We start from the raw sequence: 23,032 nt of genomic DNA on the forward strand, positions 1-23,032 counted from the left end.
GATAATTAATGAATATTTTTGATGAAGGCAAACAACAAGATATTGCTCAAGTTTTAGCGGCAAAAGATAAACGAGTAGCTTTACAAAAGGCGATCTTTGCTAAATATCCGAATCGTTCTTTAGTTGATATTAAAATGAATATCCCAGGACCAATTAAGAATAATCGCTATTTAACTAAGATATTTAAAACAGGGATTCACGAGTTGGAAAGCTTATGGCATAAGTTGGGTTATGATTATAAATTAGTAGTTCAGCTTAATGATGATAGTGGGTGTGAGAACTTTTATGTACTAAATTTCCCAGCTGAAAAGATTAAATGGTCGACGGTTGATTTTGAAGATCATCAGCCGTTGGGACGTTTATTTGATGCTGATGTATTAATTAAAAATCAACCAGCAGCAATTTCACGGAAAGATTTAGGCGAACCAGTACGTAAATGTTTTCTATGTAGCCGTCCTGCCAAAGAATGTGCCCGAAGTCGCAGACATTCAGTGAAGCAAATGCAAGATTATATTTCAAAATTATATCAAGAGTATATTGCGTAGAGTGTGAGATCGAGGTTTATTAAAATCTCGGTTTATTTTTGCGAAAAATCCGTTAAAAAATTAAAGAAATAGATTAAAATAGTAATGAATGAATTTTTAGTTATACATGTAGGAATGAGTATGAAACTAGACAAAAATCAAGATAATTTGAAGCAAATTGCTTCATTAGTCCAATATGCTTTTTTGAAAAATAATGATTTGACTCACGATGAGAACTTTATGGAACGCTACCGCCATAGCGATGGCTACGGCTATTTTGTCGGCGATAAATTAACTAGTTATATGATGGTTAATCAGTTTAAGAGTGATGTTTTGGGGCATCACTTACCGATGGCGGGCATTGGTTATGTAGCTTCTTATCCTGAATACCGAGGGAAAGGCCATATATCACAACTGATGAAAGAAGTTTTAAGTGATTTACATGATCAAGATATTCCTTTTGCAAATTTAGCACCATTTTCTGAAACTTTTTATCGTCATTATGGTTTTAGTAATAGTATTTATCAAAAGGAGTATCGCTTTAGTGGGGATGCCTTACGTAGCTTCAAATTTTCAGATGCTGGTCATATAGTTCGTGGAAAGTGGGATGATTTGACCGTTCAAAATGGCGTAATTCAGCTTTATGAACGGCAGCTTCATACTGATGATGAACGTAATACGATTGTGCGTGAAGCATGGTGGTGGAATAGACTAGATTCTTATTATCATCATCGTAACGTCGCTGTCTATTTTGATGCTGATGAGCGACCAATGAGCTATCTAATTTATCGTATTAAAGATGATACTTTTTTGGCTGATGAAATGTACGCTATTACACCTCAAGGATTATTAAGCATGTTTTCTTTTATGAGTTCACATGCAACTAGCGTTAAACATTTTAGAATGATTGTTCCAGAAAAGTCGTTGCGAGCTGAGCTTTTTCCTGAGCAAAATCAGCTTCAAGTTAACGTATATCCCTACATGATGAGTCGAATCATTGATTTTGAAAAAGTCTTGGCTTGTATGCGGCCTGTTCAAGAAGGCGACTTTAATATTGAAGTTACTGCAGATGAACAATGTCCTTGGAATCTTGGCATTTGGCAATTAGGTAACCACCAGCGAAAAGTAACAGTAGAACGTAAGAACGATGCCTTGGTTGATTTCTCTGGTTCAATTACTGCTTGGACTCAAGTGCTTTTAGGTAGACTAACAATGAGCGCAGCTGTTAAACTAGGTTTGATTACTGATCATCGTATTAAAAAGCTAGAGTTTGTTAAAGGTGATATCTCATTTTATGATTATTTTTAATTGTGAGGTTAAAAATGATGAATAAAGGTAAGAAATTTAATTTAATCAAATTATTTGGCATTGTAGTTAGTGGACTTAATTTAATTTTCTTTGCTTTAATGGCACTTAGTCAATATGAAGGCGCTAAGGACAAGAAGAGAGTAGCTGAAGAAGGACACGCACCATTAGATGAAAAATAAAACGCAACAATTAAAAATTGCCTATTTTAACCAATTAGGACGAAAAGAATTAGATCAGACAGCGCAACAATTTAGTCAAAAGTATCCTGAAGTAGAGGTGAAGTTGATTGCTGCTAGCCATGACGATGCTTTTTCAATGTTAAATAAGGATCAAGCAGATTTGGCAATTAATGATCTACGTGATGATAATAATGCTTTTAAACAAGTTGAAATTACGCAAGCAGGTGTGATGGCTATTTTACCTAAAGGGGCATATCCTAATGGTCTGCAAATGATTGAAAAAGATAAACTTGCTGATTTAACTTGTTTTATCGTGGCAAAGCCGGAAGAAGAAGTAGCAGAATTACATTTGTTTAAAGACTTATATCAGATAAACAGTCCTTTTATTGCTGCTAACTCAGTTGAAGAAGCAGCGCTCTTGGTCGCTGCTGGATCGGGTTATTTCATTATGAATGAAAATACCGCTAACTTAATTAGCAATGATAGTTTGCAACGGTTTTTCTTACTTAATCATGGTCAGTTATTAAGACAAAAAATTATTGCTTTTAGCAAATCAGCTCAATCATTAAGTAGTGATTTTATTAAGTTTTTGCAAGCAGAGTATTAATTGAAAAGAAATTCTTGTTTTAGACCTAAGAAATACTGTAAAATATATTGTGAAAGCGAATTCATAATATGTTTACATTTTGGAGATGATTTTGATGCTAAAAAGAAATTTACTACCTTTAACTTCAATGGTACTTGCTTTGGGTTTAACAGGCTTAACAGGTCAAGTTGAAAGTGTTGCTGCAGCGACATATGGCAATGGTGTGCAAGTTACGATTCCTAAAAAGATGCAAGGTACATGGTATTCTTATGATCGTGATGCACATAACGGCACCAAGATCGTCTTCACTGCACATGCGATTAACGGTAAGCCAATTTATACGGAAGAAACTACAACAATTAGTGATTATTTTAATGGTAGAATTGCCAATCAGAAGAAATTTGATCAAGTTACGCGAAATTGGATGTCTGGTAAAACTACTAAGATGAAAAACGACACCTTTTATGAGATTGATCCCTGGATTACTTTTGAAAATTGGAATCTTTACCGCGTAGTTCTCCAAACGATTAATGGAAAAAAGCATAATGTACTAGTGTATTCTAGCAAATATGATGGTGGCAATTACTTTAGAAGTAAAAAGCTAGCTAAACAAATGAAAGATTTTAAATTTAAGCAGATTAATTATACGCTTTAAATTATGGCATTCCTTTGCAAGGGATGTTTTTTTGTTAAGCAACGCGGTAAAATTGAGTATAATAACAATAAAATTGATTTTGTGGGGGAATAGTTATGAAGTTAGAACAAGCACCCATTTTGCGTTTATATAAATTAGAAACTAGTAAAGCAGATCATGCTAAGTTCATTGAGGCCTGCCAGCAAAATATGCTTAATTCGCAAGCAAATGAAGCAGGTACTTTGTTTATGCAAACAAGTCATGACGAAGAGACCACCAACTTTATGGTTGAATGTTATCAAGATGAAGCCAGCTATGAGATACACGATAGTTCTCCGCAATTTAAGCAATTTATTTCTGCAACTAAAGGATTATTGACTAATCGAGTTGCCGTTAAGTTGTTTCCAGAGTTTATCTCTACTAAGGCAGAGAATTTATCAGTTAGTGGACCAAATAACTATGTAATTTACTTGACTGAAATTGGTGTTTCACTGGGCAAAGGGGATGAATTTGCTCATGCTGTGATGAAAGAAATGAAAACAGCGGTAGAAGAGGAAAATGATATTTTGGCAATGATTGCCGGTACGATTGAAAATCAGCCCAATGAGTGGTTGGCGATTGAAGTTTATCGTAATAATGCCGCTTATGAAAAGCATTTACAAACTAAAAATTTCAAGGAATATTTGAATAATACAAAGTATTGTGTTGAAAGCAAAAGTTTACGTAAGTTGCAGTCAGATGTAATTGTTGATCAAGGTGAAATTTTTTATCAACCATAAAAGAAGACCGAGTTCTGCATTATTGCATTACTCGGTCTTCTTAATATGGTTTTAGTTAATTTTTTATTTTCTATGTTTTGTTCTTACAGGTACTGCTGCGGGTTTGTTAATTAATACTGAGCTGATGGACATTAACTCCAACGTTAAAAGTGATCCAACAACTAAGAGCAATTTAATCAAGTTACTCATTCCTTTCATTTAATTGACTATATCATAACTAAAAATTATTAAGAATTCATAGTTAAAGATTAATAGATTTGGTTAAGAAAATAAAGCTAGGCAAAAGAGTCGTTAACACGTAAAATAAAGATAGAGTCAAAGTCTAATGCTAACGCGTATAAAATAAAGCAGCATCGATTAGAATGCTGCTTTATTTTTATAAATTAGATTATTTATTCCGCATTTTTGTTAAATATTTTTGGTGTTTTTGCTCAGCTTTTTCGTCTTTTTTAATGAAGAAGTAGGCTACTGCGGCTAGCACACCAACAACTACGCCGACAAGAATAGTTTTCCACGTAAAGTTGGTGACCATGTAGCAAGAAATAATTAAAGCAAGAACAGGAATTACGTAACCAAATGGTAATTTAAAACCATGATTTGGAAATTCATTAGTATGCTTGAATTTGATAACTGCTAAAATAGATGGAACGTATTGGATGAAGGAAGCTAATACGATACATGATACTAAGAAAAGATATGATTGCGTAATTAAAATCATTGTAATTACTGCACTGAGTAAAATTGCAATCCAGGCAGCATCATGCTTATTTTTCTTACCAATCCAACTTGGTAACATTGAGTGCTCATTAGCCAAAGAGGCAATTAATGATGGTGTGTTGAATGAACTGGCAAATGCAACACCAAGGACACTGATCAGCATTCCAACAACTACTAAAACATAGCCCCATTCACCAACAGCTTTTTGGAAGGCAGCGGCAATTGGAGTACTATAGTTTACCATTTTGGTCCCCAAGATACCGATTGCGACCAGCATCATTAAAGCATAAAGAACGGTTACGGTTACCATGACTGAAATTAATACTTTAGGAATATTCTTTTCCGGATTGTCCATTTGTTTAGCGGCAATTGGAATGAAAGAAAAGCCAGTAAACATGTAGAAGACAACGCTAAAGGCAGCACCAAAGTGTTTGAAGTAACCACCAACGCTTGCAGTTGCAGCTTTAGGAATTACCGGTGTAAAGTTCATCTTATGAATGAAGAAAACCCCGATAATGATAAAGATTACAATCGTTAATATTTTGGCTGCAGACGATAGGTTATCGACAAATTTTACTAAAGTTCGACCAAATAAATTGATAATTGTAAATAAAATAATTAAGCCAATTGCTGTACCATAGTAGACCGCTGGATTATTATATGCAGGCGTTAAGGTCTTTAAGATAGTTAACAATGCTACAACTTCTGCAGCATAGGTACAACAGCCCAAAAACCAGGTGTAAATACCTAGTTCATAACCAGTGAAGCGGCCAAAAGCATTGTAAGAATATAGCCAGGCAGCACCTGATCCAGTAAACCGACTTGATAGGTCAGCGTAACAGAGTGCGACCATACTTACGGTGACAGCAGCACAGATGGTTACGAAAACACTCATCAAGTTCATGTCCTTATAGATAGTTTGTGGTAGCAAAAACGCACCAGAACCGATTACTCCGTTAATTCCCAAAAAGTAAATAGACATGAATGAAAGCTTCTTGGGAGTCGTTGTTTTTTTAGCACTTTTCTCACCCCTCATATCAAATAGCTAAAAAATACATTTTGTCTAACATTAGGTTAGATCTTAATGTAAGTAATTTCAAATAATAAGAGTTATTATTTGATTAAAAATTTAGAATAATATAGTTTAGCAATAGGTAGATTAAAAGTAGTGTTATTTCACGTATTCCCCCCCTTAAATAGAGTTAATGTTGTAAAATGGAAGATGCATAATTATTAATGGATAAAGTTATTGCATTACTTCAAAATAGGCCAGAAGGGCCATTTTGTTGTGAAAAAAATAAAATTAAAAGAATATAGGATTGGAAATGGCAGGAATAGTAGAGCAAACATTATTAGAGCAACAAAATATTGACTTGAATGAAATGGTAACAGTAAATCAAATGATTAATCAATTGTTGCCAAATGCAAGTAAAGAATTACAACAAAAGTTAAAGATTAAAATCTATAATTTTGTCCGGACACGCAAACAACCCAGTGTCACGGTTAGAAGAAGAAAATATTTTAAACCAGCTGTGGCTAACTTGATTATTGGCAATGTTCAAGACTATGCTGATGCAATTGAACGTCGAGCTAAAGATGACTCAGCTAAAGAGAATACTGATGATAAAAAAGTTATTTCTAAGCCTAAGCGGGTTAAGACGATTACTAAACGCAAGATTTTAGCTAAAGTTATAAAAAATGATAAGATTGATAATTCGACTCAAAATAAGCTAGAAGACAGAATCGATTCAATTGTGAAGGCCAATTTTATTAGACCAGTTAATAAACGTGGTAGTTTTTCAGTTGAAGATGGCGAAAAAGTCGTAGCCGAATTAGATCCTTTTTATCAGAATATTAAGATTGATCAAAAGCATCGTAAGAATGCTGAACAGACTGAAGATAACAAGAAAAAAGAAGCTAATGAGCAGACTGATCAGCATTCAAAGGATCAAAATGAAGGTCAATTGAAGAAGTTTGAGCGTAAGAATAATAGCAACAACTGGAATAATAATCAATCGCAAAATCAGCATAAGCGACAAAACAAGCATCCCTTCGAAATTAGAAGAGAAAACAATAACCGCTCCCGTAATAATCATACTAATCGTCGTTATAATAATCGCAATAATAACTATGAATTTGAAGAAGCAACAGGCTTGCGGGACCGCTATAATGCAGTAATTAGAAATTACAATCAATTAGAGCAAAGATATAATGCTTTGCAAGATAAATATAATCGGGCTTTAGATGATAAAGCTAGATTGATCGAAGAAATGGGTAAGAAGAACGAAGACTTACGCCGTGTATTGATCGATGTTTTGCGAAAAATGTAGTTTTGGGTAAAGAAAGAGACTAGTGATCAATTTGAATTGATTACTAGTCTTATTTTTGGTTTAAACATGTGATAATTTAAAATTAAAAAAATATGTGTTTATTATTATTTTTTTGTAGTAAAATTAAAAATTATAAATATTTTTATTAATGGTTAATGGAGGAGAAGTATGAGTTTAAAAGAGCTATTTAAAAGCAATGTGTTTCGAGCCTGCATTATTATCTTATTGTATGTTTTATACGCATTATTTGGGAGTTTTAGTGAATATTTATTTAAATATGCTCTGAATTCAATTACTGCTGGTAATTTTAATACATATGTTTATTGGCAAATAATGCAGTTTGTTTTAGCATTATTCACTTCGTTGCTTTTACCAATTACTACCGTTGTTTTCACTAGGCAGACGCAAAACTATCTGCATAAAATTCGGCAAGAAATCATGCATCATTACTATGATGAAAAAAGTGATGAAAAAGTCTCTAGTATGCAGAACCGATTAACAGCCAATTTAAAAATCTTATCAGATGATTATGCTACACCTTGGATTACTATTTTAAGTGGGGTTTTAGAGATTGTGATTGCTATTGTTTTACTAGCAAGCATGAACTGGATTCTAATTTTGGTTACTGCCATTTTAGCTATGATTACACTTTTTGCTCCTAAAATTATGGAGAAGAAAACATCAGCTGCCACAGATAAAGTAAATAAAAAGAATGAAAAGCTGTTAAATACAATTGCTCATTGGCTTGGTGGATTGCAGGAACTACGTCGTTATAGTGCATACAGTCGTTTGGTTAAGCAAATTCATCGATCAAGTAGTGATTATGTGAACGCAAGTAAGGGTAGTGCAAAATTAAGAAGTGTAAGTTATTTGATTAATGCTTTTAGCAATTCAATTGCACAAATTGGTATGAGCTTTATTGCTGGAATCATGTTTTTGCTTAATATGATTTCATTCGGTGATTTTGCAGTTGCTAGTGGTTTTGCATTTACGATTTTTTCAGCAATTTGGAATATTACTCAGTCGTTAACGCAAGTTAAGTCAACTAAGGCTTTACGCGAACAGATTACCGATTTAAGAAAGCAAGTTCCTGATGAAAATAAAGATAAAGTATCAGCCTACGGTCTTAAAGTTTCAGGCTTGTCTGTAAAATACGATCAGGGGGAAACAATTTTTTATCCTGATTTTACAATAAAAAAAGGGCAGAAAGTTTTGCTTACTGGCGATTCAGGAACAGGAAAATCAACCTTGTTTAATGTTTTGTTAGGTAAGCTAAAACCTGAATCTGGTACGGTGACCTATCTAGATGAAAATGAAACTATCATTCCTGAAGGAAAAGCTAGAATTGGCAATATGCCGCAAAATCCAGTAGTTTTTCCCGCAACGATCAAAGAGAACATTACAATGTTTAACGAAAATTTGCAGGATAAGCTTCAAGATGTTGTTCAAGCAGTTCAACTCCAATCCGACTTAGCCAAAATGCCAGATGGTGTTAATACAACAATTGATCTAAAAAGTGAAAATTTGTCTGGTGGACAACGGCAAAAAGTTGTTTTAGCGCGAACGGAAATACACGAGCAATCGTTTGTTTTAATGGATGAAGTAACTAGTGCGATCGATCAAAAAGCTACCGAAAAAATCATTGATGAATTGCTCAAAACAGATCAAACTATTTTGATGATTGCTCACAACTTTACGCCAGAATTAAAAGCAAAATTTGATTAAGAAATTAAATTAAAAAGTAAGAAAGGGGATAAAGTAAGATGAATTTGAAAACTTTTATTAAAACCAATCCAGTTCGTTTCTGGTTAACTGCAATTGGTTGGATTATTATTCCTGCTTTATCAATTACCAATACTTACGTTGTACAAGAAGAGACGAATATCCTTTTAAGTCGTAATTGGACTAAGTTTATTTTAATCAATGTTCTTGCTTTTCTGATTATGTTAGTTGACTATGGTGTGAGTGCTTTAGTTGATTATCAGCAGCAGGCTCAGGTACAAGACTTAAATGATCAAGTTAGAGATAAAATTGTTAAGCGATATTATTATGACGGGAAAAAGCATACTGTTGCACAGATGCAAAATCGTTTGACTAATGATTTACAAATGCTTAACAATAACTACTTTATTAATGTCTTCTTATTGATTTATGGTGTGTCAACGATCGTTTTTGTTTTAATTTATCTTATTTTATTGAGTTGGCAATTATTGCTGGCTATTTGTTTGATGGTAGCTATTTCTCTTTTGCTGCCAAAGTTAACAGAAAAGCCGTTACAAAAAGCAACAGAATTAATTTCTGACAGCAATCAAAAATATTTAGATACATTAAATGATTGGTTATCTGGTCTGGATCAACTTCAGCAATTTTTAGCTGGAGCTAAACTATTTTCCGTAATAGAAAAAACATCAAAAAAATTAGAAGATGCTAATGTTAAGCAAACGGCTTATATTAAACTGCTTAATGCTGTAAATGGAATTGTTTCCGCGGCTTTTGGTTTAGCATTGTTTGTGCTTGCTGGTTGGTTGGTTAAAAATCATCAAATTCCAATTGGTGCCTTATTGGTAGTCGGTAATTTTCGGTATTACTTAAATGGAGGAATTGATACACTTACTAACGGGTTAGGAGCAATGAAAGGTAGTAAAAAATTACTTGCCGAAGTTGATAAATCTGCTAGTGATATTCCGATGCAAGCTGAAAAAGATGTAGTTATGCCTAATGTAATTAAAACAAAAGATCTAGTTTTAAAGTTCCCTAATGGAGAAAAATTGACTTATCCTGATCTGGAGATTAAGCAAGGCGAAAAGATTTTATTAACTGGCGATTCTGGTGCAGGTAAGTCTACTTTGTTTAAACTAATTTTAGGTGAACTTAAGCCTAGTGCAGGTAAAGTTGTTTATGAGGATAAGGCTGGTAAGAAAATTAATCCTGATTTGAGTAAGATAGGTTATTTACCGCAAGATCCAGTAGTTTTTCCAGCATCGATTGAAGAAAATATTACGATGTTTAATGAAAAACTGAATGGAAAAGTTAAACAAGTAATAAATGAAGTGAACTTTGCTGATGATATCGCTAAGTTTACTGAAGGACTAGATGAAAAGATTAATCTTGATAAGCTGAATATTTCCGGAGGTCAAAGACAAAAAATTGTATTGGCTAGAGCAAAAGTTCACAATAGTGATATTATCTTGATTGATGAGGGAACTAGTGCAATTGATCAGAAAGCTACAATGTCGATTTTGAAGAATTTATTGAAAAGCAAAACGACGATTGTTTTTATTGCCCATAACTTTAATGAAGGAATGCATCAGTTGTTTGATCGAGAGATTCATTTAGTAAAAGAATAGTTGAAGAAAGACACTGCATTTTTAGGGATGCAGTGTCTTTACTTTAGTTTGGAAAGATATAGGTATTGAAACTGTTATTCTTATTTATTTTAAAATAGCTTAGTAATTGATAAGCCATCCAGTCAGTATCGTCTGCTTCAAAAAATATTGAAGGATAATTTTGAAACATTTTAACTAGAATAGTTTCAATAAAATTATTAGAACTAAACCTATCCCAAGAACAGATGTATGCAATCTCGTTGTTTTCAGTGAATACAAGATTATCTATTTCTCCGAGTTCATTAGTACTATAATATCCAGTTTTTGTTGGAACTTCTTGGATAAACGTGTCAATATTAGCAGTTAATGGTGACACAGATTGATGAACTTGTTTGTAATATTTATAAAGTAATTGGCAACATGTTCTGTAATCGGAACTTTCTGTATTGAAAAAATGAAGAGATAATTTGTTATTGATCTCAATTTTTAAATCTTTTTTGTTAACGGTAAGCGTATAACAGTGTCGTTTGCAGATAAAACCATTTCTTAATAAAAAATCTACGATTGGATTTTCATTTGAATCAATCATGACTTGCAATGCTTGGTGCTCTGCTTGAACTATTTTTGAAAATGGAATATTTACAGAGTAATCACTTAGATTGAATTTTAGATAAATATATTTGTTATGAAAAAGATTGTGATAAGTAGAAATAGTGCCTAGATGCTTATCGTTATCAGTTACTTTGTAGATTTTAGGAGATATTTTTTCAATTTTTGTAGTCATTTTTTATCCTTTTGATAATTGAAATTAAATTTTGATCGGTTCCGTTTTTAATTATGAAGTTATAAATCGGTTCATAATTGAGCACAGGGAAAATAAGATCAGGATCAATTTTAGGTATAATGTCAATCATTGATTTCTTACTAATTACGTTGAGATTTTTAACTTCTTGAGCATTTCTTATCTTTCTTTTTGCTTGTGAAGGAGGATAACCTTGTCCCCAAGGCTGTTCAAAAAGATTTTTTATAGTCTGCTCAAAATTGATTTCACCACTCCAACCCCAATTAAGTCCTAGTGGAAAGGAGACAACATTGCCGTTATTGATATGACCAAAAATAAAAGCATCTTGTAGAGTGGGGATATAACCACATTGAATATTAGGAAAAGTATTTCATGCAAGCATCATTCCTTGTCGAGAAGTACATCCTGTCACAATGAAGTCAGTCGCCTTGCTATTAATTAATAATGCAACAGCTAGGGAAACTTGCACGTAAGATAGACTAGCCGAACTATCTTGATAAATACCAAAATTGAATACTTGATCATTGGATCCTACAGATTCTTTGATATACTTCTCTAATATGAAATTTTTACTTTTTTGCGACGTAGCTTGAATAATACCTATTTTCATAAATTTTACCTCAAAGGTTTATTTTGAAAGCGTTTTATAATATTGCGTAGGAAAATAAATAAGAAGGTGAGCACAATGAAAGACAGAATTATTGTTGGAACTCCTGTTAAATTGAGTCATGTTTTAATCGGTATAATTGTGGTGATTTTTCTTTCACTGTTTTTAACAGGATTTGGTTATCAACCTTGGTGGCTATTTCTTATTGTACTAATTTTAGGCGTATTTGTAACTTTACCGACTTTTTTCAGTTCATATTGGCAAATTGATAGTAAGAATATCACATCTATCACTTATGATAGCAATGATGCACTAAAATTGCTGCAGTTACTTGGTTTGCGTAAAAAAGATAAGCAAATCATTAATTTGTCAGAGATAAAAAATGCTTCTGTTGTTTATCGTAAAAATTTGCGTCTCAGTCCCGTTGATTTTAATCCCGACTATCTAGATTTAATCTTAGATCTAAATAAAGGAACAAAAGTTACCTTATCACTTGGAAGTATTGATTATCAGAAATTAGATTCTATTCTAACTTTATTGGAGGATAAGGATATTGCAGTACATGATAAGCAGGGAGTTCAGCAATTATTGAAGGAAAATAAAAATTTGTTTAATCATTTTCACAGGAAAGAATGGACATCACTTTAGGTGAGTAAAAAACAGATAATTAGAGACTATTTCCAGGCATGGCTTAAACCAAATATTGAAGTTATTAAATCTATCTTTGATAAAAATGCTACATATAGTGAGTGCTATGGACCTATTTATAGAAATAAAAAGGAGATAATATCTTGGTTTGAAAAATGGAACAAGCAGGGAAAAGCAATTGCTTGGCCAATAGAAAAGATATTAATTAATGAAAATACATGTATTGTTGAATGGCATTTTAAATGTAATTACCAGAAAAAATTAGTGAATTTGACGGCGTATCAATTATAGATTTTAATGATCAAAATAAAATAATTTCAGTAAAAGAATATCAATCTAAATCTCAACATTATTATCCATATAGCAAATAAGACTTCTAGCCATGATAGGTTAGAAGCCTTATTTTGAATGATACAATCTAATTTCTATGGAAGAGATTACCAAACCAACTATGGTTCTTTTTAGCCTCTTCTTTTCGTCGTTGTTCACGATCTTCTAACATTGCCTTAGCCAGCATATCAACTGTTTGAGTTAATTGTGCTTGATTGTCTCGTTGTTGCTTATCTCTAAATGAACTACTATTTTGATACTTATTCATTAACGTATCATCATCAAGCCATTTATCAAAGTTTTCAACATCAATAATAAAACCGGTGCTAGTTTGTTGTGATGCAATGTGATATTTTCTAGGCAAATATTTAAAGTAACGATCAAGCATAATAGAGCCGCTGTTTTTCGCCGTTTGATCAGAGATTTTATTGAAAAGCTCTTTATTGATTTGAGCTTTTAGCCGGTCATCTTGTTTAATGAATAAGATATCGCTTCCGATTTTCGCTTGATTGATTAACATTCCCCAATCATTTCGACCAACGAATAGGGAATAATCGTAATTTTCTTCAAAATACTTGCTGACTTGGTTATACATATCAAATTTATCAAGTGCAGTTTTTAAAACATGCTTGATTGGATATAAGAAGTCTTTTTCAATCTTCTGTGCGTCTTCAACACTAACGTTAGTAAAGAATTTTGCTAATTCAACTTGACAATATTTAAAAAGATCATCATTTGCACGACTAAATAAGCTAGTTAATGCTGCATTACGTTGATCACTTTCACCTGAAAAAGTAGATTCAAAGCTTAAGTACCATAAACGACGCATAATTTCAGGCTTTAGAGAAAATTGTGATTTAATAGAGCTTTCTTGTCTATTCATCGTGAAAATGAATGCTGGTGAGGGATGAGTTAAATTACGATTGTTTGTAACTTCCTTGATGAATCTTTCAAAGTAAGTACGGGTTGTAAGTTCAGGACTTACATCATCAATCATTAATGGACTTACGGGACCATTTGTATATACATAGTCACTTAGCGTGTTAGTGATTGTCATATTGATATTACTCTTGCCAAGGGCATAATTTTTCGGATCCATCATCCCACTATCTAAGAAATTATGGGCGCCAATTAATTTAGCGGCTAGTCTTTTCCCTAGGGTGGACTTACCGGTTCGACCTTGTCCGATTAGTGCTGTAGCAATAGGCACGTCTTCTCTAGATACGTTGCTTCCAGATAATTCATATAAATTGCGGATTTTCCAAAGCCATGGTGATTCATATAGAAACAGCATAAAGTCACAAGCTTGCCAGCCTTCACCAACTTCTTTGTAAGTATTATATTCATGAGTGATATCACAGAAAAGCTGGAGTGCATTTTTTAATTGCCCTTCAGTTAAATCAGAAGTAATAACTTCAGAAGGGATATTATCACCAATTTTAGAGGCTTGGAATAATTGACCATTATTGTAAAACTGAACAGGAACAGGGAAAAGATCTTCTTCTTTTTCAATTTGTGTTGTATCTGCTTTTTTATTTTTGTCTTGACGAATAATGTGCTGAGTCAAGCTATATAAATCTTGCCCGATTGTATCTAGCTTACGTCTTTTATTGCCACCCTCACCAAATAAAGTAACTGTTTGAGAAGCAACAAGTTTTTCATTTTCAGATAATTTCTTTAATTCATCATCTTTGCTGTAGTGGTCGCGATACTTTTTTATCTCTTCAGCTGGAAGAATAATTATGTCTTTACCAGTTGAATTAGGGCTGTTTTTAATTTCAAGAGAAGAATCTTGCATTACATGAATGCGCAGCTCTTTCTTATCGCTATCTTTTAAATAACCGGATAACTTTTTAGCATCAATGTAAGTTGCGGCCTGATCAAGGTTATCCTGAAACATTTGTTGGTAACAATTGAATAATGGATCAGAAGTATTGCCGTAGTCCCAAACTAATTGCTCCACATTTTTATTAACAGCTGGATCGGTAAGATTCATTGAACCTGAAAAGACGGAGTACTTGCTTTGATTTTCCATTAAATAAAGCTTAGTGTGAATCAAATTCTGTTTGGTGAAAAAAAGCTGTAAACTACCATCTAGAATACGCTTAGTGAAGGGACTATCTTGGTGTTCGTAGCTATATTCAATCAAATCACGACGCTTATTTAAAATTTGGTCAATTCTTTTGCCAATTGAATTTGATCCATTATCGGTTAGTCCAAGAATTAGCGTAATCTGGTCAAAACGTGGTAGAAGATTTTTCTCAATAAATTTAATGTTAGAAATAAAGGAAACACCTTTAAATTCAGAAAATTTATTTGACTCTCTTTGAAGATCAACTAATTGCCAAAAATCGGCATTGGAAATTAATTTTTGGTCAGTATGATTGAGTATTTCTAATCCCATATGAAATCCTTTCGTGAGTATACAAACATTTGCTTTTAGTGTATCGTGAAAAATTGGATTAGAGCAAGGAAAAATTAATTTATCATTGAATTTATGAATTGGATTAAGTAAAATTTGATTCAAATAACGGAAGATAATATATGTTATTGTTTTGGAGAAAATTATGACGACAGTATATTTTGTAAGGCATGCTCAACCAGATTTATCAGTTCATGATGACTTAACGCGTCCATTAACGAAAAAGGGGTTGCAAGATAGGGAAAGGGTAGTTAATTATTTTAGAGATAAAGGTATTGATCAAGCTTTTTCTAGTCCATTTAAACGTGCAATTGATACAATTCAGCCAGTTTTGAATGAAAAGCAATTAACGCCGACAATTATTGCTGACTTTAGAGAAAGGAAAATTGGCAATGAATGGATTTCAGATTTTCACGAATATTGTAAGAAACAGTGGGAAAATTTTGATTATAAGCTAGAAAATGGTGAGTCTTTAAAAGAAACACAAAATAGAAATATAGCAGCCTTGAAGCAAGTGCTAAAAGAATGTCAAGGACAAACGATAATTATTAGTGGGCATGGTACTGCAATCGGATCAGTAATTAATTATTATGACTCGAATTTCAAGTATAAAGATTTTGCTTTAATTCAGCCTAAGACACCGTTTATTGCAAAACTATCTTTTGATGGTGAAAAATATTTAGGTTATGAAGTAATTACATTTTGACTTGTTCAGGATAAAATTAAAGTAAGTAAAAAGAGAAGAATTTACCATCTCCTCTTTTTATTATATTCTAGATTATGTTAAATTTTATCCTGAGCAATGAAATTATTATATATAGTTTTGATTACTTCTTCTTCATCTTGACGTCTGGTACCGATCATGATTGAGATTTGGGATGCCCCCTGATTAATCATCTGGATTGAAATATTCTTTTTACCAAGCGGGTAGAGCAAACTAGCACATAAGGTTAGCTTATCCTTCATTCCTTCACCGACTACCATGGTAATGGCATAATCATCGATCCATTGCATTTGATCAGGATTAAGACTGGTTTGAATCTCATTACAAATGACATCAATTAATTGATCAGTTAAAGCATCTTTTTTGAAGATGATAGTAATATCATCAATTCCGGATGGCATATGTTCATATGAAACATGATGATTTTGTAAGATTTCCATTAATTTTAAAGTGAAGCCAGCACCCTTATTTAGCATATATTTTCTTAAATAAAGAGCGGCAAAATTCTTTCCACCGGCAATTCCGGTAATTGTATGTTTAGGAATAAAGCCATCTTCGGGAACGATCAACGTACCTGGCTTTTCTGGAGCATTGGTATTTTTAACATTAACCGGAATTTCACCTTGAATGGCAGGAATTAGTGCTTCATCATGAAAAACTGAAAATCCAGCGTAGGATAGTTCCCGCATTTCTTGATAGGTCATCCGTTTAATTGGCTTAGGGTGATCAATAATATGTGGGTTAGCTGAAAAAATAGCATCAACATCAGTAAAGTTTTCATATAAGTCTACGTTGAGACCTCTAGCTAATATTGCACCTGTAATATCAGAACCGCCTCGCGAAAAAGTGGCAATGTGTCCTGAAGGAGTAATACCATAAAAGCCAGGAAAGATGATTTTTTCATCAGTTGCAATTTTGACTCGCTTGAGATTGACATAAGTTTCAGGGTTGACTTCAGCATTATTAGGTGTACCAGTGACGATTAAACCTACATCTTTTGGCTCCAAAAATCGCGCTTTAATTCCTTGATGATTTAAAATTTTGGCAATCAAAATTGCATTAAGCCGTTCTCCATGAGCCTTAAAAGTAGCCATGCGATAATCGCTATTTGGATAATCTAACTTAGGTAAAGCGAAGAGAAGACGCTTGGTATCGTTTAACTCTGCTTCAGGTAAGGCAAAATATTGAGCAATTAATTCGTAACGCTTAAAAATGCGGTTAGCAATATCTTGATAATTATTGCTTCTCAGGCTCATATAAGCATAGGTGATTAGTAAATCGGTTACTTTAATATCATACTCAGTTCTTTTGCCAGGTGCTGAAACTACAACGACTTGTCTTTCAGGATCGACGTTAATAATACTTAGGGCCTTATCTACGCTATTACCTGAGGCGAGGGAAGAACCTCCAAATTTAACAACTTTCATATCTATTTTTCCTCAACTATTATTTCAAATCTAAAATTGAACTGATTTCTTTTTTCATGTCATCTGGTTCAATAATTTTTTCAGTCTTGGGTTCACGCTCAAAAAGGGCACGCACACCAATTGATAATTGACCGCCTAATTCATCATGTAATTCTTTAATTGCACCGACGCCAGTTTGCATACTAGGACCACCAGTAATTGCTTCATATACTGTTTCTGGGAACTTATATGGACTAGCTGTTGAAACAATGACCATCGGAGTATGATCATTAGTTTTCTTTTGATATTGGTTGGCAACATAAGATCCAACTGCAGTGTGTGGATCAATCACGTAGCGATCATAGTCGTAGACGCGCTTGATCTCTGCTTTGACTTCTTCTTCAGTGGCAAAACCAGCAGCAAAAATTTCTTGTAATTTAGTAAAAACTTCACCGCTAACTTGATAATGACTACGTTGCGTTAGTTGATTCATCAAGCTAGCAATTTCGTGATTATTTTCACCATACAGATCAAATAAAAGACGTTCTAAATTGCTTGAAACTAAAATATCCATTGCTGGAGCATTGGTTAAGTGGAACTTGCGTCGCTTGTCATAAATGCCATTGTGGAAGAAATCAGTTAAAACATTATTTTCATTAGATGCACAAATTAATTTTTTAATAGGTAAACCTAACTTTTTGGCATAATAACCGGCTAAAATATCACCAAAATTACCTGTTGGTACAGCAAAGTTAACTTCATCACCAAGGGTAATTTCTTGGCGCCGGACTAATTGACCATAGGTATATAGATAATATGAAATTTGTGGGACTAAGCGTCCAATATTCATTGAGTTAGCTGAAGAAAATTGATAACCATTAGCACTAAGCCGATCTCTAAAAGCAGTATCATTAAAAATCTTTTTAACTTTAGTTTGAGCGTCATCAAAATTACCTTTGATTGCAATTGCCTGCAGATTATCGCCACGTTGACTAAGCATTTGCTTAAGCTGAACCGGGCTAACACCACCTTCAGGATAAAAGACGATTACATCGGTACCTTTTTGACTAGCAAAGCCACGCATTGATGCCGTACCAGTATCGCCAGAAGTAGCGGTTAAGATGATAATATCTTTATTAATCTTTTCAATTTGAACAGCCCTAGTCATTAATTGAGGCAAAACTTGCAAGGCAATGTCCTTGAAAGCGAGAGTTGGACCATGAAATAGTTCCATATAGAAACGATTATCATGCTTTTCAATTGGCACAATACTACGATCATCCCATTGCTCGCTATAAGCATTTTGAACCGAAGTAGTAATTAGGTCTTTACTAAAATCGTCAAAGAATAAGCTAATCACCATAGCAGCGATTTGCTTGTAGGAAAGTTTGGATAAGTCTTCTAATTTAAAATTAGCATGAGGAAAGGCAACAGGCACGTAAAGACCACCGTCTTGAGCCAAGCCCTGAATAATTGCTTGAGGTGCAGTTAAAGTGTTTTCTTTTGAACCTCTAGTACTACGATATTGCATAAACAATCTTCCTATCTTATGAAATATTAATATTATAACTATTGTACCTTGATTAGCACCTATGATACAATCATAAAAATAAGAAAATCATTAAAAGAGGATAAGATCAAATGGCCATTAAAATTGCATTGCTTGGATTAGGAACAGTTGGTTCAGGTGTTTTAAAAATAATTAAAAATAATCAAAAGAAGATTAGACAAACTAGTGGTGAAGAAATCATCATTGAAAAAGCTCTAGTACGTAATCCAGAAAAACATCGTAATTTAGCTAGTGAAGTGATGCTAACTACAAATTTTGATTCAATTTTGCAAGATCCTGAGATTAAAATTGTAGTTGAATTAATAGGTGGACTTCATCCTGCTAAGGAGTATATTACTGCAGCAATCAATGCTGGAAAAAATGTAGTTACGGCCAATAAAGACTTAATGGCAACGTTTGGTTCAGAATTGATTAATTTAGCTGCAAGTAAAAAGTGCGACTTAATGTATGACGCTAGCGTTGCAGGCGGGATTCCTATTTTACGGACTTTGGCTACCTCTTATTCCAGTGACATTATTTCTGAAATTCAAGGAATTATTAATGGTACGACGAATTATATTTTGTCACAAATGGGAGAAAAGGGACTAAATTACGAGGAAGCGCTGAAAAATGCTCAAGAGCTGGGCTTTGCGGAGGCTGATCCTACTAATGACGTTACAGGTAAGGATGCCGCATACAAGATTGTAATTTTAAGCAAGTTTGCTTTTGGTACTAAGATTAGTATTGATGATTTTACTATTCAAGGAATTAATAATCTAAAAGATTTTGACATTAAGCAAGCCCAGAAGTTGGGCTATGTCATTAAGCTGATTGGAATTGCCAAAAATATTAATGGTAAATTATTTGTAGAAGTTGCTCCATGTTTGTTGCCAGGAAATGCGATTATGGCGCATATTAAAAATGAACTAAATGCTTTACAAATTAAGAGCCAAAGCCTAGGAACGGCAGTATTCACAGGCCCTGGTGCGGGTAGTCCTGCAACGGCTAATTCAGTCATGAGTGATGTGATTACTGAAACAAAAAACGTAGTGAAAAATACTACCGGTCAGCCATTTAGTAATTTTTCCCATGTTATGCAATTAACAAGTTCGGAAGATGTGAAATATTCCTATTATTTATCTTTCGAAGCAGAAGAAACCTTGTTTGATCTGAGTAAATTACTCTCTAATTTGGAAATTCCGGTTCGTGAGATTAAACAAGTCCAATCAAGAATTGTAGTTGTAACCGAAAATATTAGTCGACAACAGCTCCAAGATTTAGCGATTCAAGATCAATATTTAAAAGCTAGCTATAAGATTTTGCAGTAAAGGAAGGGAAAAAATGATTATTAAAGCACCAGCTTCAACGGCAAACTTGGGTCCTGGCTTTGATTCGCTTGGCATGGCGGTTTCACTTTATTTGGAAGTAGAAGTTTTAAGCTTAGCCGATCGCTTTCAGGTGGATCATGTGATGAAAGGAATTCCACATGATGAAAAAAATTTAATTGTTAAGACTGCACTAACAGTTTATCCAGGGTTACCACCGCTTCATTTACGCGTTAAAAGCAATATCCCATTGGCTCATGGTTTAGGTAGCAGTTCAAGTGCTATCGCAGCCGGAATTGAATTGGCTAATCAAATTGGTAAGCTAGGACTATCAGACGAAGAAAAGGTCCAATTAGGAGCTAAAATTGAGGGGCATCCTGATAATATTGCATCGACCATTTTGGGTGGCTTGGTTGTCGGTACTGAAGTCAATCATCATTTCGATGCAGTTGAGGCACCACTTCCTCCATATGCATTGGTGGCTTATGTGCCCGATTATAATTTGGAAACTAAGACGGCTAGAGCAGTTTTGCCTAAAGAATTAGCTTTTGATGTAGCTACGCATGGCTCAGCAGTTGCTAATACTTTAATTGCTAGTTTGTTTGCTCAAGACTACCCTAAAGCAGGAGAATTAATGGAACAAGATGTATTCCATGAAGTTTACCGAGAAAAACTAGTGCCGGAACTTGTAAAAGTGCGGGAGGTAGCTCATTCTAAACATGCCTTAGCAACTTATTTGAGTGGCGCAGGTTCAACAATTATGACGTGGATTGAAGACAAACATGTAGCTGGCTTTTTATCGGGCCTACGTAAACATGATTTAAAAGATGAGACATTAATCTTACATCCTGATGAACACGGTGTTCAAATTATCCAATAAAAAGACTGACCAAGCGGTCAGTTTTTTTAGTCGTCAAAGGTTGCAGCAAAACTATCACCATCGATTAGCATTCTTTTAGCATTGACAGCATACCAATAAGGAATAACTTCAGTGCCATTTTCTTGCTCTAATTCACAGTCGGCCATTTTTAAAATTTGGTCTAAATTTTTAGCACTGACGTTAGGGTAGAGCTTCAGTAAAGCTTCTTGAGTAATGCCACTTTGTTTAAAGCCACTAGTGGGATAATTGGCAGAAAAAATATCAGAAAAATCATCTAAGTCATATCTAGGCTTAAATTCTTCATCAAAGTATTTGATTTCGATGTTTTCAATTTCCATAAAGGCACCAAGTTGTTTTGCCATGTAAGGGAATTTATTAGCTAGTTGTTCAACAGTAAAATCATTGTTTGCTTTAGTTTGTGCATTGGGATGCAGTTTAAGCCAAGCTTCACGTATATTATGACTATCTTTTCTTTCAATAAGAAGGTCTTTGACTTTTTGAATAGCTGCATTGTGTCTGTTTACGGCTTTTTGCCAGTCTAATCGATTAGGATATAACTGTCTATAGCGGACAGGCAAGGGATGATTGATTGCGTTGTAGATAAAATTCAGCTTGTCAGTGGTATAAGAAGTTAGTTCATCGTCACGCCACATTAATTCATAGTAAGAACTCATGAAAGACACCTTTCTATTTGGATAGACTAATTAATATTAACTGAATAGTATCATTTTTGGTCCCGTTTAACAAAAGTGATAAAAATGTCTATTTAGATTGGTCAGAAGCAAAACTTTTGTTAAAATTAATGTGTTTACTATTAGTATTTGCTCAAAGGATTTGACAAATTATGGATCAACTTGATAAGTTCAACCGACGCTACAATTTTCTTTCAAAATTGTCAGCTGCCTTCTTTTATTCAATTGCGGTTGCAGTTGCCCTGAACTTTTTTTGGACGCCGGGGCATATGTACTCGTCAGGAATCACGGGTTTTGCGCAGTTAATTAATACTGTAAGTGAAAGATATCTACCGTTTACGTTATCAACATCAATGATGTACTTTCTTTTGAACTTCCCTTTATTTATATTGGCTTGGTTCAAGATAGGGCATAAATTTACTTTCTTCACCATCGTTGCTGTTGTTCTGGGTTCTATCATGATGCACGCTATTCAACCTTGGCAAATGCACCTGGATCCACTGGTTTGTGCGATTTTTGGTGCTTCAATCAATGGTATTGGAACTGGGATGGCATTGAAAAATGGTATTTCAACTGGTGGATTGGACATTATTGGGATTGTAATTAGGCAAAAAACGGGCATTAGTTACGGAAAATTTAATATTTTTATTAATTTGATTATTATCGCTGCTGCGGGATGCATGTTTGGTTGGACACGTGCTCTTTATTCCGCCTTGACTATTTTTATTAATGGGCGAGTAATTGACGCGGTTTACACCCAACACCAGAAGATGCAAGTAATGATTGTTACTCAGCATCCCCAACATATTATCGATGGTATTCAAAACCGGATGCATAGAGGAATTACCATTTTGCATGATGCTGAAGGTGCATATAGTCATATTGAAAAGACTGTTTTGATTACAATCATTGATCGTTACGACATGTACGATATTCGGCAAATCGTACAAAAATCTGACCCTTATGCATTTATGAGCGTAAGTGAAGTAGAGAAGGTCTACGGAAGATTCAAAGAGCAGGAGATTGTATAAGTAATAAATAGTTAATGAAACAGAAGCAAAGTTGCTTCTGTTTTTTGTTTATAATCAAATAGCTTATACCTCTATACATAATAGCATTATTTTATATATTTCTTATAGGAATAACTGATTATATATTATTTTGTGCATTTTATTAATACTAAGTCGGAAACTGTCAAATCTTTTGTGTAAATAGATCTTTCTCGTAAATTGATTTTTTAATTATTTATTTAATCAAAGTAGGA

General features: G+C 33.8%; 22 protein-coding genes. 15 read left to right on the forward strand and 7 right to left on the reverse strand.

Annotated elements, in window-relative coordinates; translation table 11 throughout:
* Window positions 1-8 precede the first annotated feature (8 nt).
* From citX to Q0Y84_RS06705, 6 genes are all read left to right on the forward strand, one after another.
* Window positions 9-545: a citrate lyase holo-[acyl-carrier protein] synthase gene (gene citX / locus Q0Y84_RS06680; protein ID WP_297951847.1), complete on the forward strand. Its 537-nt coding sequence runs from the start codon at window positions 9-11 to the stop codon at window positions 543-545.
* A gap of 120 nt (window positions 546-665) precedes the next feature.
* Window positions 666-1,832, forward strand: coding sequence for a GNAT family N-acetyltransferase (locus tag Q0Y84_RS06685; RefSeq protein ID WP_297951848.1), 1,167 nt, complete (start codon window positions 666-668; stop codon window positions 1,830-1,832).
* 14 nt (window positions 1,833-1,846) lie between these two features.
* A complete protein-coding gene (locus Q0Y84_RS06690) occupies window positions 1,847-2,011 on the forward strand; it encodes a hypothetical protein (protein WP_297951850.1) in 165 nt (54 codons plus the stop codon).
* Window positions 2,001-2,618, forward strand: coding sequence for a LysR family transcriptional regulator substrate-binding protein (locus tag Q0Y84_RS06695; protein WP_297951853.1), 618 nt, complete (start codon window positions 2,001-2,003; stop codon window positions 2,616-2,618). Before Q0Y84_RS06690 ends, Q0Y84_RS06695 begins: the two co-directional genes overlap by 11 nt.
* An 85-nt stretch (window positions 2,619-2,703) precedes the next feature.
* Window positions 2,704-3,252: a hypothetical protein gene (locus Q0Y84_RS06700; RefSeq protein WP_366791583.1), complete on the forward strand. Its 549-nt coding sequence runs from the start codon at window positions 2,704-2,706 to the stop codon at window positions 3,250-3,252.
* A 95-nt stretch (window positions 3,253-3,347) separates the two neighbouring features.
* Window positions 3,348-4,010, forward strand: a complete 663-nt coding sequence (locus Q0Y84_RS06705) for an antibiotic biosynthesis monooxygenase (protein WP_297951857.1) — start codon at window positions 3,348-3,350, stop codon at window positions 4,008-4,010.
* A 388-nt stretch (window positions 4,011-4,398) separates the two neighbouring features.
* Here Q0Y84_RS06705 and Q0Y84_RS06710 read toward each other — a convergent pair whose 3' ends face one another.
* Window positions 4,399-5,763 carry an APC family permease gene (locus tag Q0Y84_RS06710; protein WP_297951859.1) on the reverse strand — a complete coding sequence of 455 codons (1,365 nt, stop codon included), beginning with the start codon at window positions 5,761-5,763 and terminating at the stop codon, window positions 4,399-4,401.
* Window positions 5,764-6,052: 289 nt separating this feature from the next.
* Here Q0Y84_RS06710 and Q0Y84_RS06715 point away from each other — a divergent pair, with 289 nt between their 5' ends.
* The 3 genes from Q0Y84_RS06715 (at window position 6,053) to Q0Y84_RS06725 (ending at window position 10,404) form a co-directional block, all read left to right on the forward strand.
* Complete coding sequence (locus Q0Y84_RS06715; RefSeq protein ID WP_297951860.1) at window positions 6,053-7,057, forward strand: hypothetical protein; 1,005 nt, start codon at window positions 6,053-6,055, stop codon at window positions 7,055-7,057.
* Between the two features lie 168 nt (window positions 7,058-7,225).
* Entirely contained in the window at window positions 7,226-8,782 is a 1,557-nt protein-coding gene (locus tag Q0Y84_RS06720; protein ID WP_297951862.1) for an ABC transporter ATP-binding protein, read from the forward strand.
* Between the two features lie 38 nt (window positions 8,783-8,820).
* Window positions 8,821-10,404, forward strand: a complete 1,584-nt coding sequence (locus tag Q0Y84_RS06725) for an ABC transporter ATP-binding protein (protein WP_181576720.1) — start codon at window positions 8,821-8,823, stop codon at window positions 10,402-10,404.
* Window positions 10,405-10,447: 43 nt separating this feature from the next.
* Here the strand turns inward: Q0Y84_RS06725 and Q0Y84_RS06730 are convergent, their stop codons facing one another.
* Together Q0Y84_RS06730 and Q0Y84_RS06735 are read right to left on the reverse strand one after the other, a co-directional pair.
* Window positions 10,448-11,167: a GNAT family acetyltransferase gene (locus Q0Y84_RS06730; RefSeq protein ID WP_297951866.1), complete on the reverse strand. Its 720-nt coding sequence runs from the start codon at window positions 11,165-11,167 to the stop codon at window positions 10,448-10,450.
* A 388-nt stretch (window positions 11,168-11,555) separates the two neighbouring features.
* Window positions 11,556-11,795, reverse strand: a complete 240-nt coding sequence (locus Q0Y84_RS06735) for an RpiB/LacA/LacB family sugar-phosphate isomerase (protein ID WP_297951868.1) — start codon at window positions 11,793-11,795, stop codon at window positions 11,556-11,558.
* Window positions 11,796-11,870: 75 nt separating this feature from the next.
* Between Q0Y84_RS06735 and Q0Y84_RS06740 the strand changes: the two genes are divergently transcribed.
* On the forward strand, window positions 11,871-12,440 hold the full coding sequence (locus tag Q0Y84_RS06740; RefSeq protein WP_297951870.1) for a hypothetical protein: 570 nt from the start codon (window positions 11,871-11,873) through the stop codon (window positions 12,438-12,440).
* Entirely contained in the window at window positions 12,441-12,731 is a 291-nt protein-coding gene (locus Q0Y84_RS06745; RefSeq protein ID WP_260264277.1) for a nuclear transport factor 2 family protein, read from the forward strand.
* Window positions 12,732-12,858: 127 nt separating this feature from the next.
* Here the strand turns inward: Q0Y84_RS06745 and Q0Y84_RS06750 are convergent, their stop codons facing one another.
* Window positions 12,859-15,174 (reverse strand): phospholipase D-like domain-containing protein, encoded by a 2,316-nt coding sequence (locus Q0Y84_RS06750; protein WP_297951874.1) that lies wholly within the window; start codon window positions 15,172-15,174, stop codon window positions 12,859-12,861.
* 163 nt (window positions 15,175-15,337) lie between these two features.
* Here Q0Y84_RS06750 and Q0Y84_RS06755 point away from each other — a divergent pair, with 163 nt between their 5' ends.
* The gene (locus Q0Y84_RS06755; RefSeq protein WP_297951876.1) at window positions 15,338-15,898 is read left to right on the forward strand and encodes a histidine phosphatase family protein; all 561 of its coding nucleotides are present in this window, start codon (window positions 15,338-15,340) and stop codon (window positions 15,896-15,898) included.
* 77 nt (window positions 15,899-15,975) lie between these two features.
* Here Q0Y84_RS06755 and Q0Y84_RS06760 read toward each other — a convergent pair whose 3' ends face one another.
* Window positions 15,976-17,343, reverse strand: coding sequence for an aspartate kinase (locus Q0Y84_RS06760; protein ID WP_297951878.1), 1,368 nt, complete (start codon window positions 17,341-17,343; stop codon window positions 15,976-15,978).
* Between the two features lie 19 nt (window positions 17,344-17,362).
* On the reverse strand, window positions 17,363-18,853 hold the full coding sequence (thrC, locus tag Q0Y84_RS06765) for a threonine synthase (protein WP_297951880.1): 1,491 nt from the start codon (window positions 18,851-18,853) through the stop codon (window positions 17,363-17,365).
* Between the two features lie 110 nt (window positions 18,854-18,963).
* Between thrC and Q0Y84_RS06770 the strand changes: the two genes are divergently transcribed.
* Window positions 18,964-20,199, forward strand: coding sequence for a homoserine dehydrogenase (locus tag Q0Y84_RS06770; protein ID WP_297951882.1), 1,236 nt, complete (start codon window positions 18,964-18,966; stop codon window positions 20,197-20,199).
* 13 nt (window positions 20,200-20,212) lie between these two features.
* Window positions 20,213-21,076: a homoserine kinase gene (thrB, locus tag Q0Y84_RS06775; protein WP_297951884.1), complete on the forward strand. Its 864-nt coding sequence runs from the start codon at window positions 20,213-20,215 to the stop codon at window positions 21,074-21,076.
* A 26-nt stretch (window positions 21,077-21,102) separates the two neighbouring features.
* On the opposite strand, the gene Q0Y84_RS06780 is transcribed toward thrB, so the two are convergent.
* Entirely contained in the window at window positions 21,103-21,750 is a 648-nt protein-coding gene (locus Q0Y84_RS06780) for a temperature-sensitive replication protein (RefSeq protein ID WP_297951886.1), read from the reverse strand.
* A gap of 170 nt (window positions 21,751-21,920) precedes the next feature.
* Between Q0Y84_RS06780 and Q0Y84_RS06785 the strand changes: the two genes are divergently transcribed.
* Window positions 21,921-22,799, forward strand: a complete 879-nt coding sequence (locus Q0Y84_RS06785) for a YitT family protein (RefSeq protein ID WP_297951888.1) — start codon at window positions 21,921-21,923, stop codon at window positions 22,797-22,799.
* Window positions 22,800-23,032 lie beyond the last annotated feature (233 nt).

This window comes from uncultured Lactobacillus sp., from assembly GCF_947367125.1.
GTDB lineage: Bacteria > Bacillota > Bacilli > Lactobacillales > Lactobacillaceae > Lactobacillus.

What these genes read in the sequence shown, in the direction of transcription:
- citX (WP_297951847.1), top strand. Translation starts at nt 9, where the DNA reads ATGAATATTTTTGATGAAGGCAAACAACAAGATATTGCTCAAGTTTTA.
- Q0Y84_RS06685 (WP_297951848.1), top strand. Translation starts at nt 666, where the DNA reads ATGAAACTAGACAAAAATCAAGATAATTTGAAGCAAATTGCTTCATTA.
- Q0Y84_RS06690 (WP_297951850.1), top strand. Translation starts at nt 1,847, where the DNA reads ATGATGAATAAAGGTAAGAAATTTAATTTAATCAAATTATTTGGCATT.
- Q0Y84_RS06695 (WP_297951853.1), top strand. Translation starts at nt 2,001, where the DNA reads ATGAAAAATAAAACGCAACAATTAAAAATTGCCTATTTTAACCAATTA.
- Q0Y84_RS06700 (WP_366791583.1), top strand. Translation starts at nt 2,704, where the DNA reads ATGATTTTGATGCTAAAAAGAAATTTACTACCTTTAACTTCAATGGTA.
- Q0Y84_RS06705 (WP_297951857.1), top strand. Translation starts at nt 3,348, where the DNA reads ATGAAGTTAGAACAAGCACCCATTTTGCGTTTATATAAATTAGAAACT.
- Q0Y84_RS06710 (WP_297951859.1), bottom strand. Translation starts at nt 5,763, where the DNA reads ATGAGGGGTGAGAAAAGTGCTAAAAAAACAACGACTCCCAAGAAGCTT.
- Q0Y84_RS06715 (WP_297951860.1), top strand. Translation starts at nt 6,053, where the DNA reads ATGGCAGGAATAGTAGAGCAAACATTATTAGAGCAACAAAATATTGAC.
- Q0Y84_RS06720 (WP_297951862.1), top strand. Translation starts at nt 7,226, where the DNA reads ATGAGTTTAAAAGAGCTATTTAAAAGCAATGTGTTTCGAGCCTGCATT.
- Q0Y84_RS06725 (WP_181576720.1), top strand. Translation starts at nt 8,821, where the DNA reads ATGAATTTGAAAACTTTTATTAAAACCAATCCAGTTCGTTTCTGGTTA.
- Q0Y84_RS06730 (WP_297951866.1), bottom strand. Translation starts at nt 11,167, where the DNA reads ATGACTACAAAAATTGAAAAAATATCTCCTAAAATCTACAAAGTAACT.
- Q0Y84_RS06735 (WP_297951868.1), bottom strand. Translation starts at nt 11,795, where the DNA reads ATGAAAATAGGTATTATTCAAGCTACGTCGCAAAAAAGTAAAAATTTC.
- Q0Y84_RS06740 (WP_297951870.1), top strand. Translation starts at nt 11,871, where the DNA reads ATGAAAGACAGAATTATTGTTGGAACTCCTGTTAAATTGAGTCATGTT.
- Q0Y84_RS06750 (WP_297951874.1), bottom strand. Translation starts at nt 15,174, where the DNA reads ATGGGATTAGAAATACTCAATCATACTGACCAAAAATTAATTTCCAAT.
- Q0Y84_RS06755 (WP_297951876.1), top strand. Translation starts at nt 15,338, where the DNA reads ATGACGACAGTATATTTTGTAAGGCATGCTCAACCAGATTTATCAGTT.
- Q0Y84_RS06760 (WP_297951878.1), bottom strand. Translation starts at nt 17,343, where the DNA reads ATGAAAGTTGTTAAATTTGGAGGTTCTTCCCTCGCCTCAGGTAATAGC.
- thrC (WP_297951880.1), bottom strand. Translation starts at nt 18,853, where the DNA reads ATGCAATATCGTAGTACTAGAGGTTCAAAAGAAAACACTTTAACTGCA.
- Q0Y84_RS06770 (WP_297951882.1), top strand. Translation starts at nt 18,964, where the DNA reads ATGGCCATTAAAATTGCATTGCTTGGATTAGGAACAGTTGGTTCAGGT.
- thrB (WP_297951884.1), top strand. Translation starts at nt 20,213, where the DNA reads ATGATTATTAAAGCACCAGCTTCAACGGCAAACTTGGGTCCTGGCTTT.
- Q0Y84_RS06780 (WP_297951886.1), bottom strand. Translation starts at nt 21,750, where the DNA reads ATGAGTTCTTACTATGAATTAATGTGGCGTGACGATGAACTAACTTCT.
- Q0Y84_RS06785 (WP_297951888.1), top strand. Translation starts at nt 21,921, where the DNA reads ATGGATCAACTTGATAAGTTCAACCGACGCTACAATTTTCTTTCAAAA.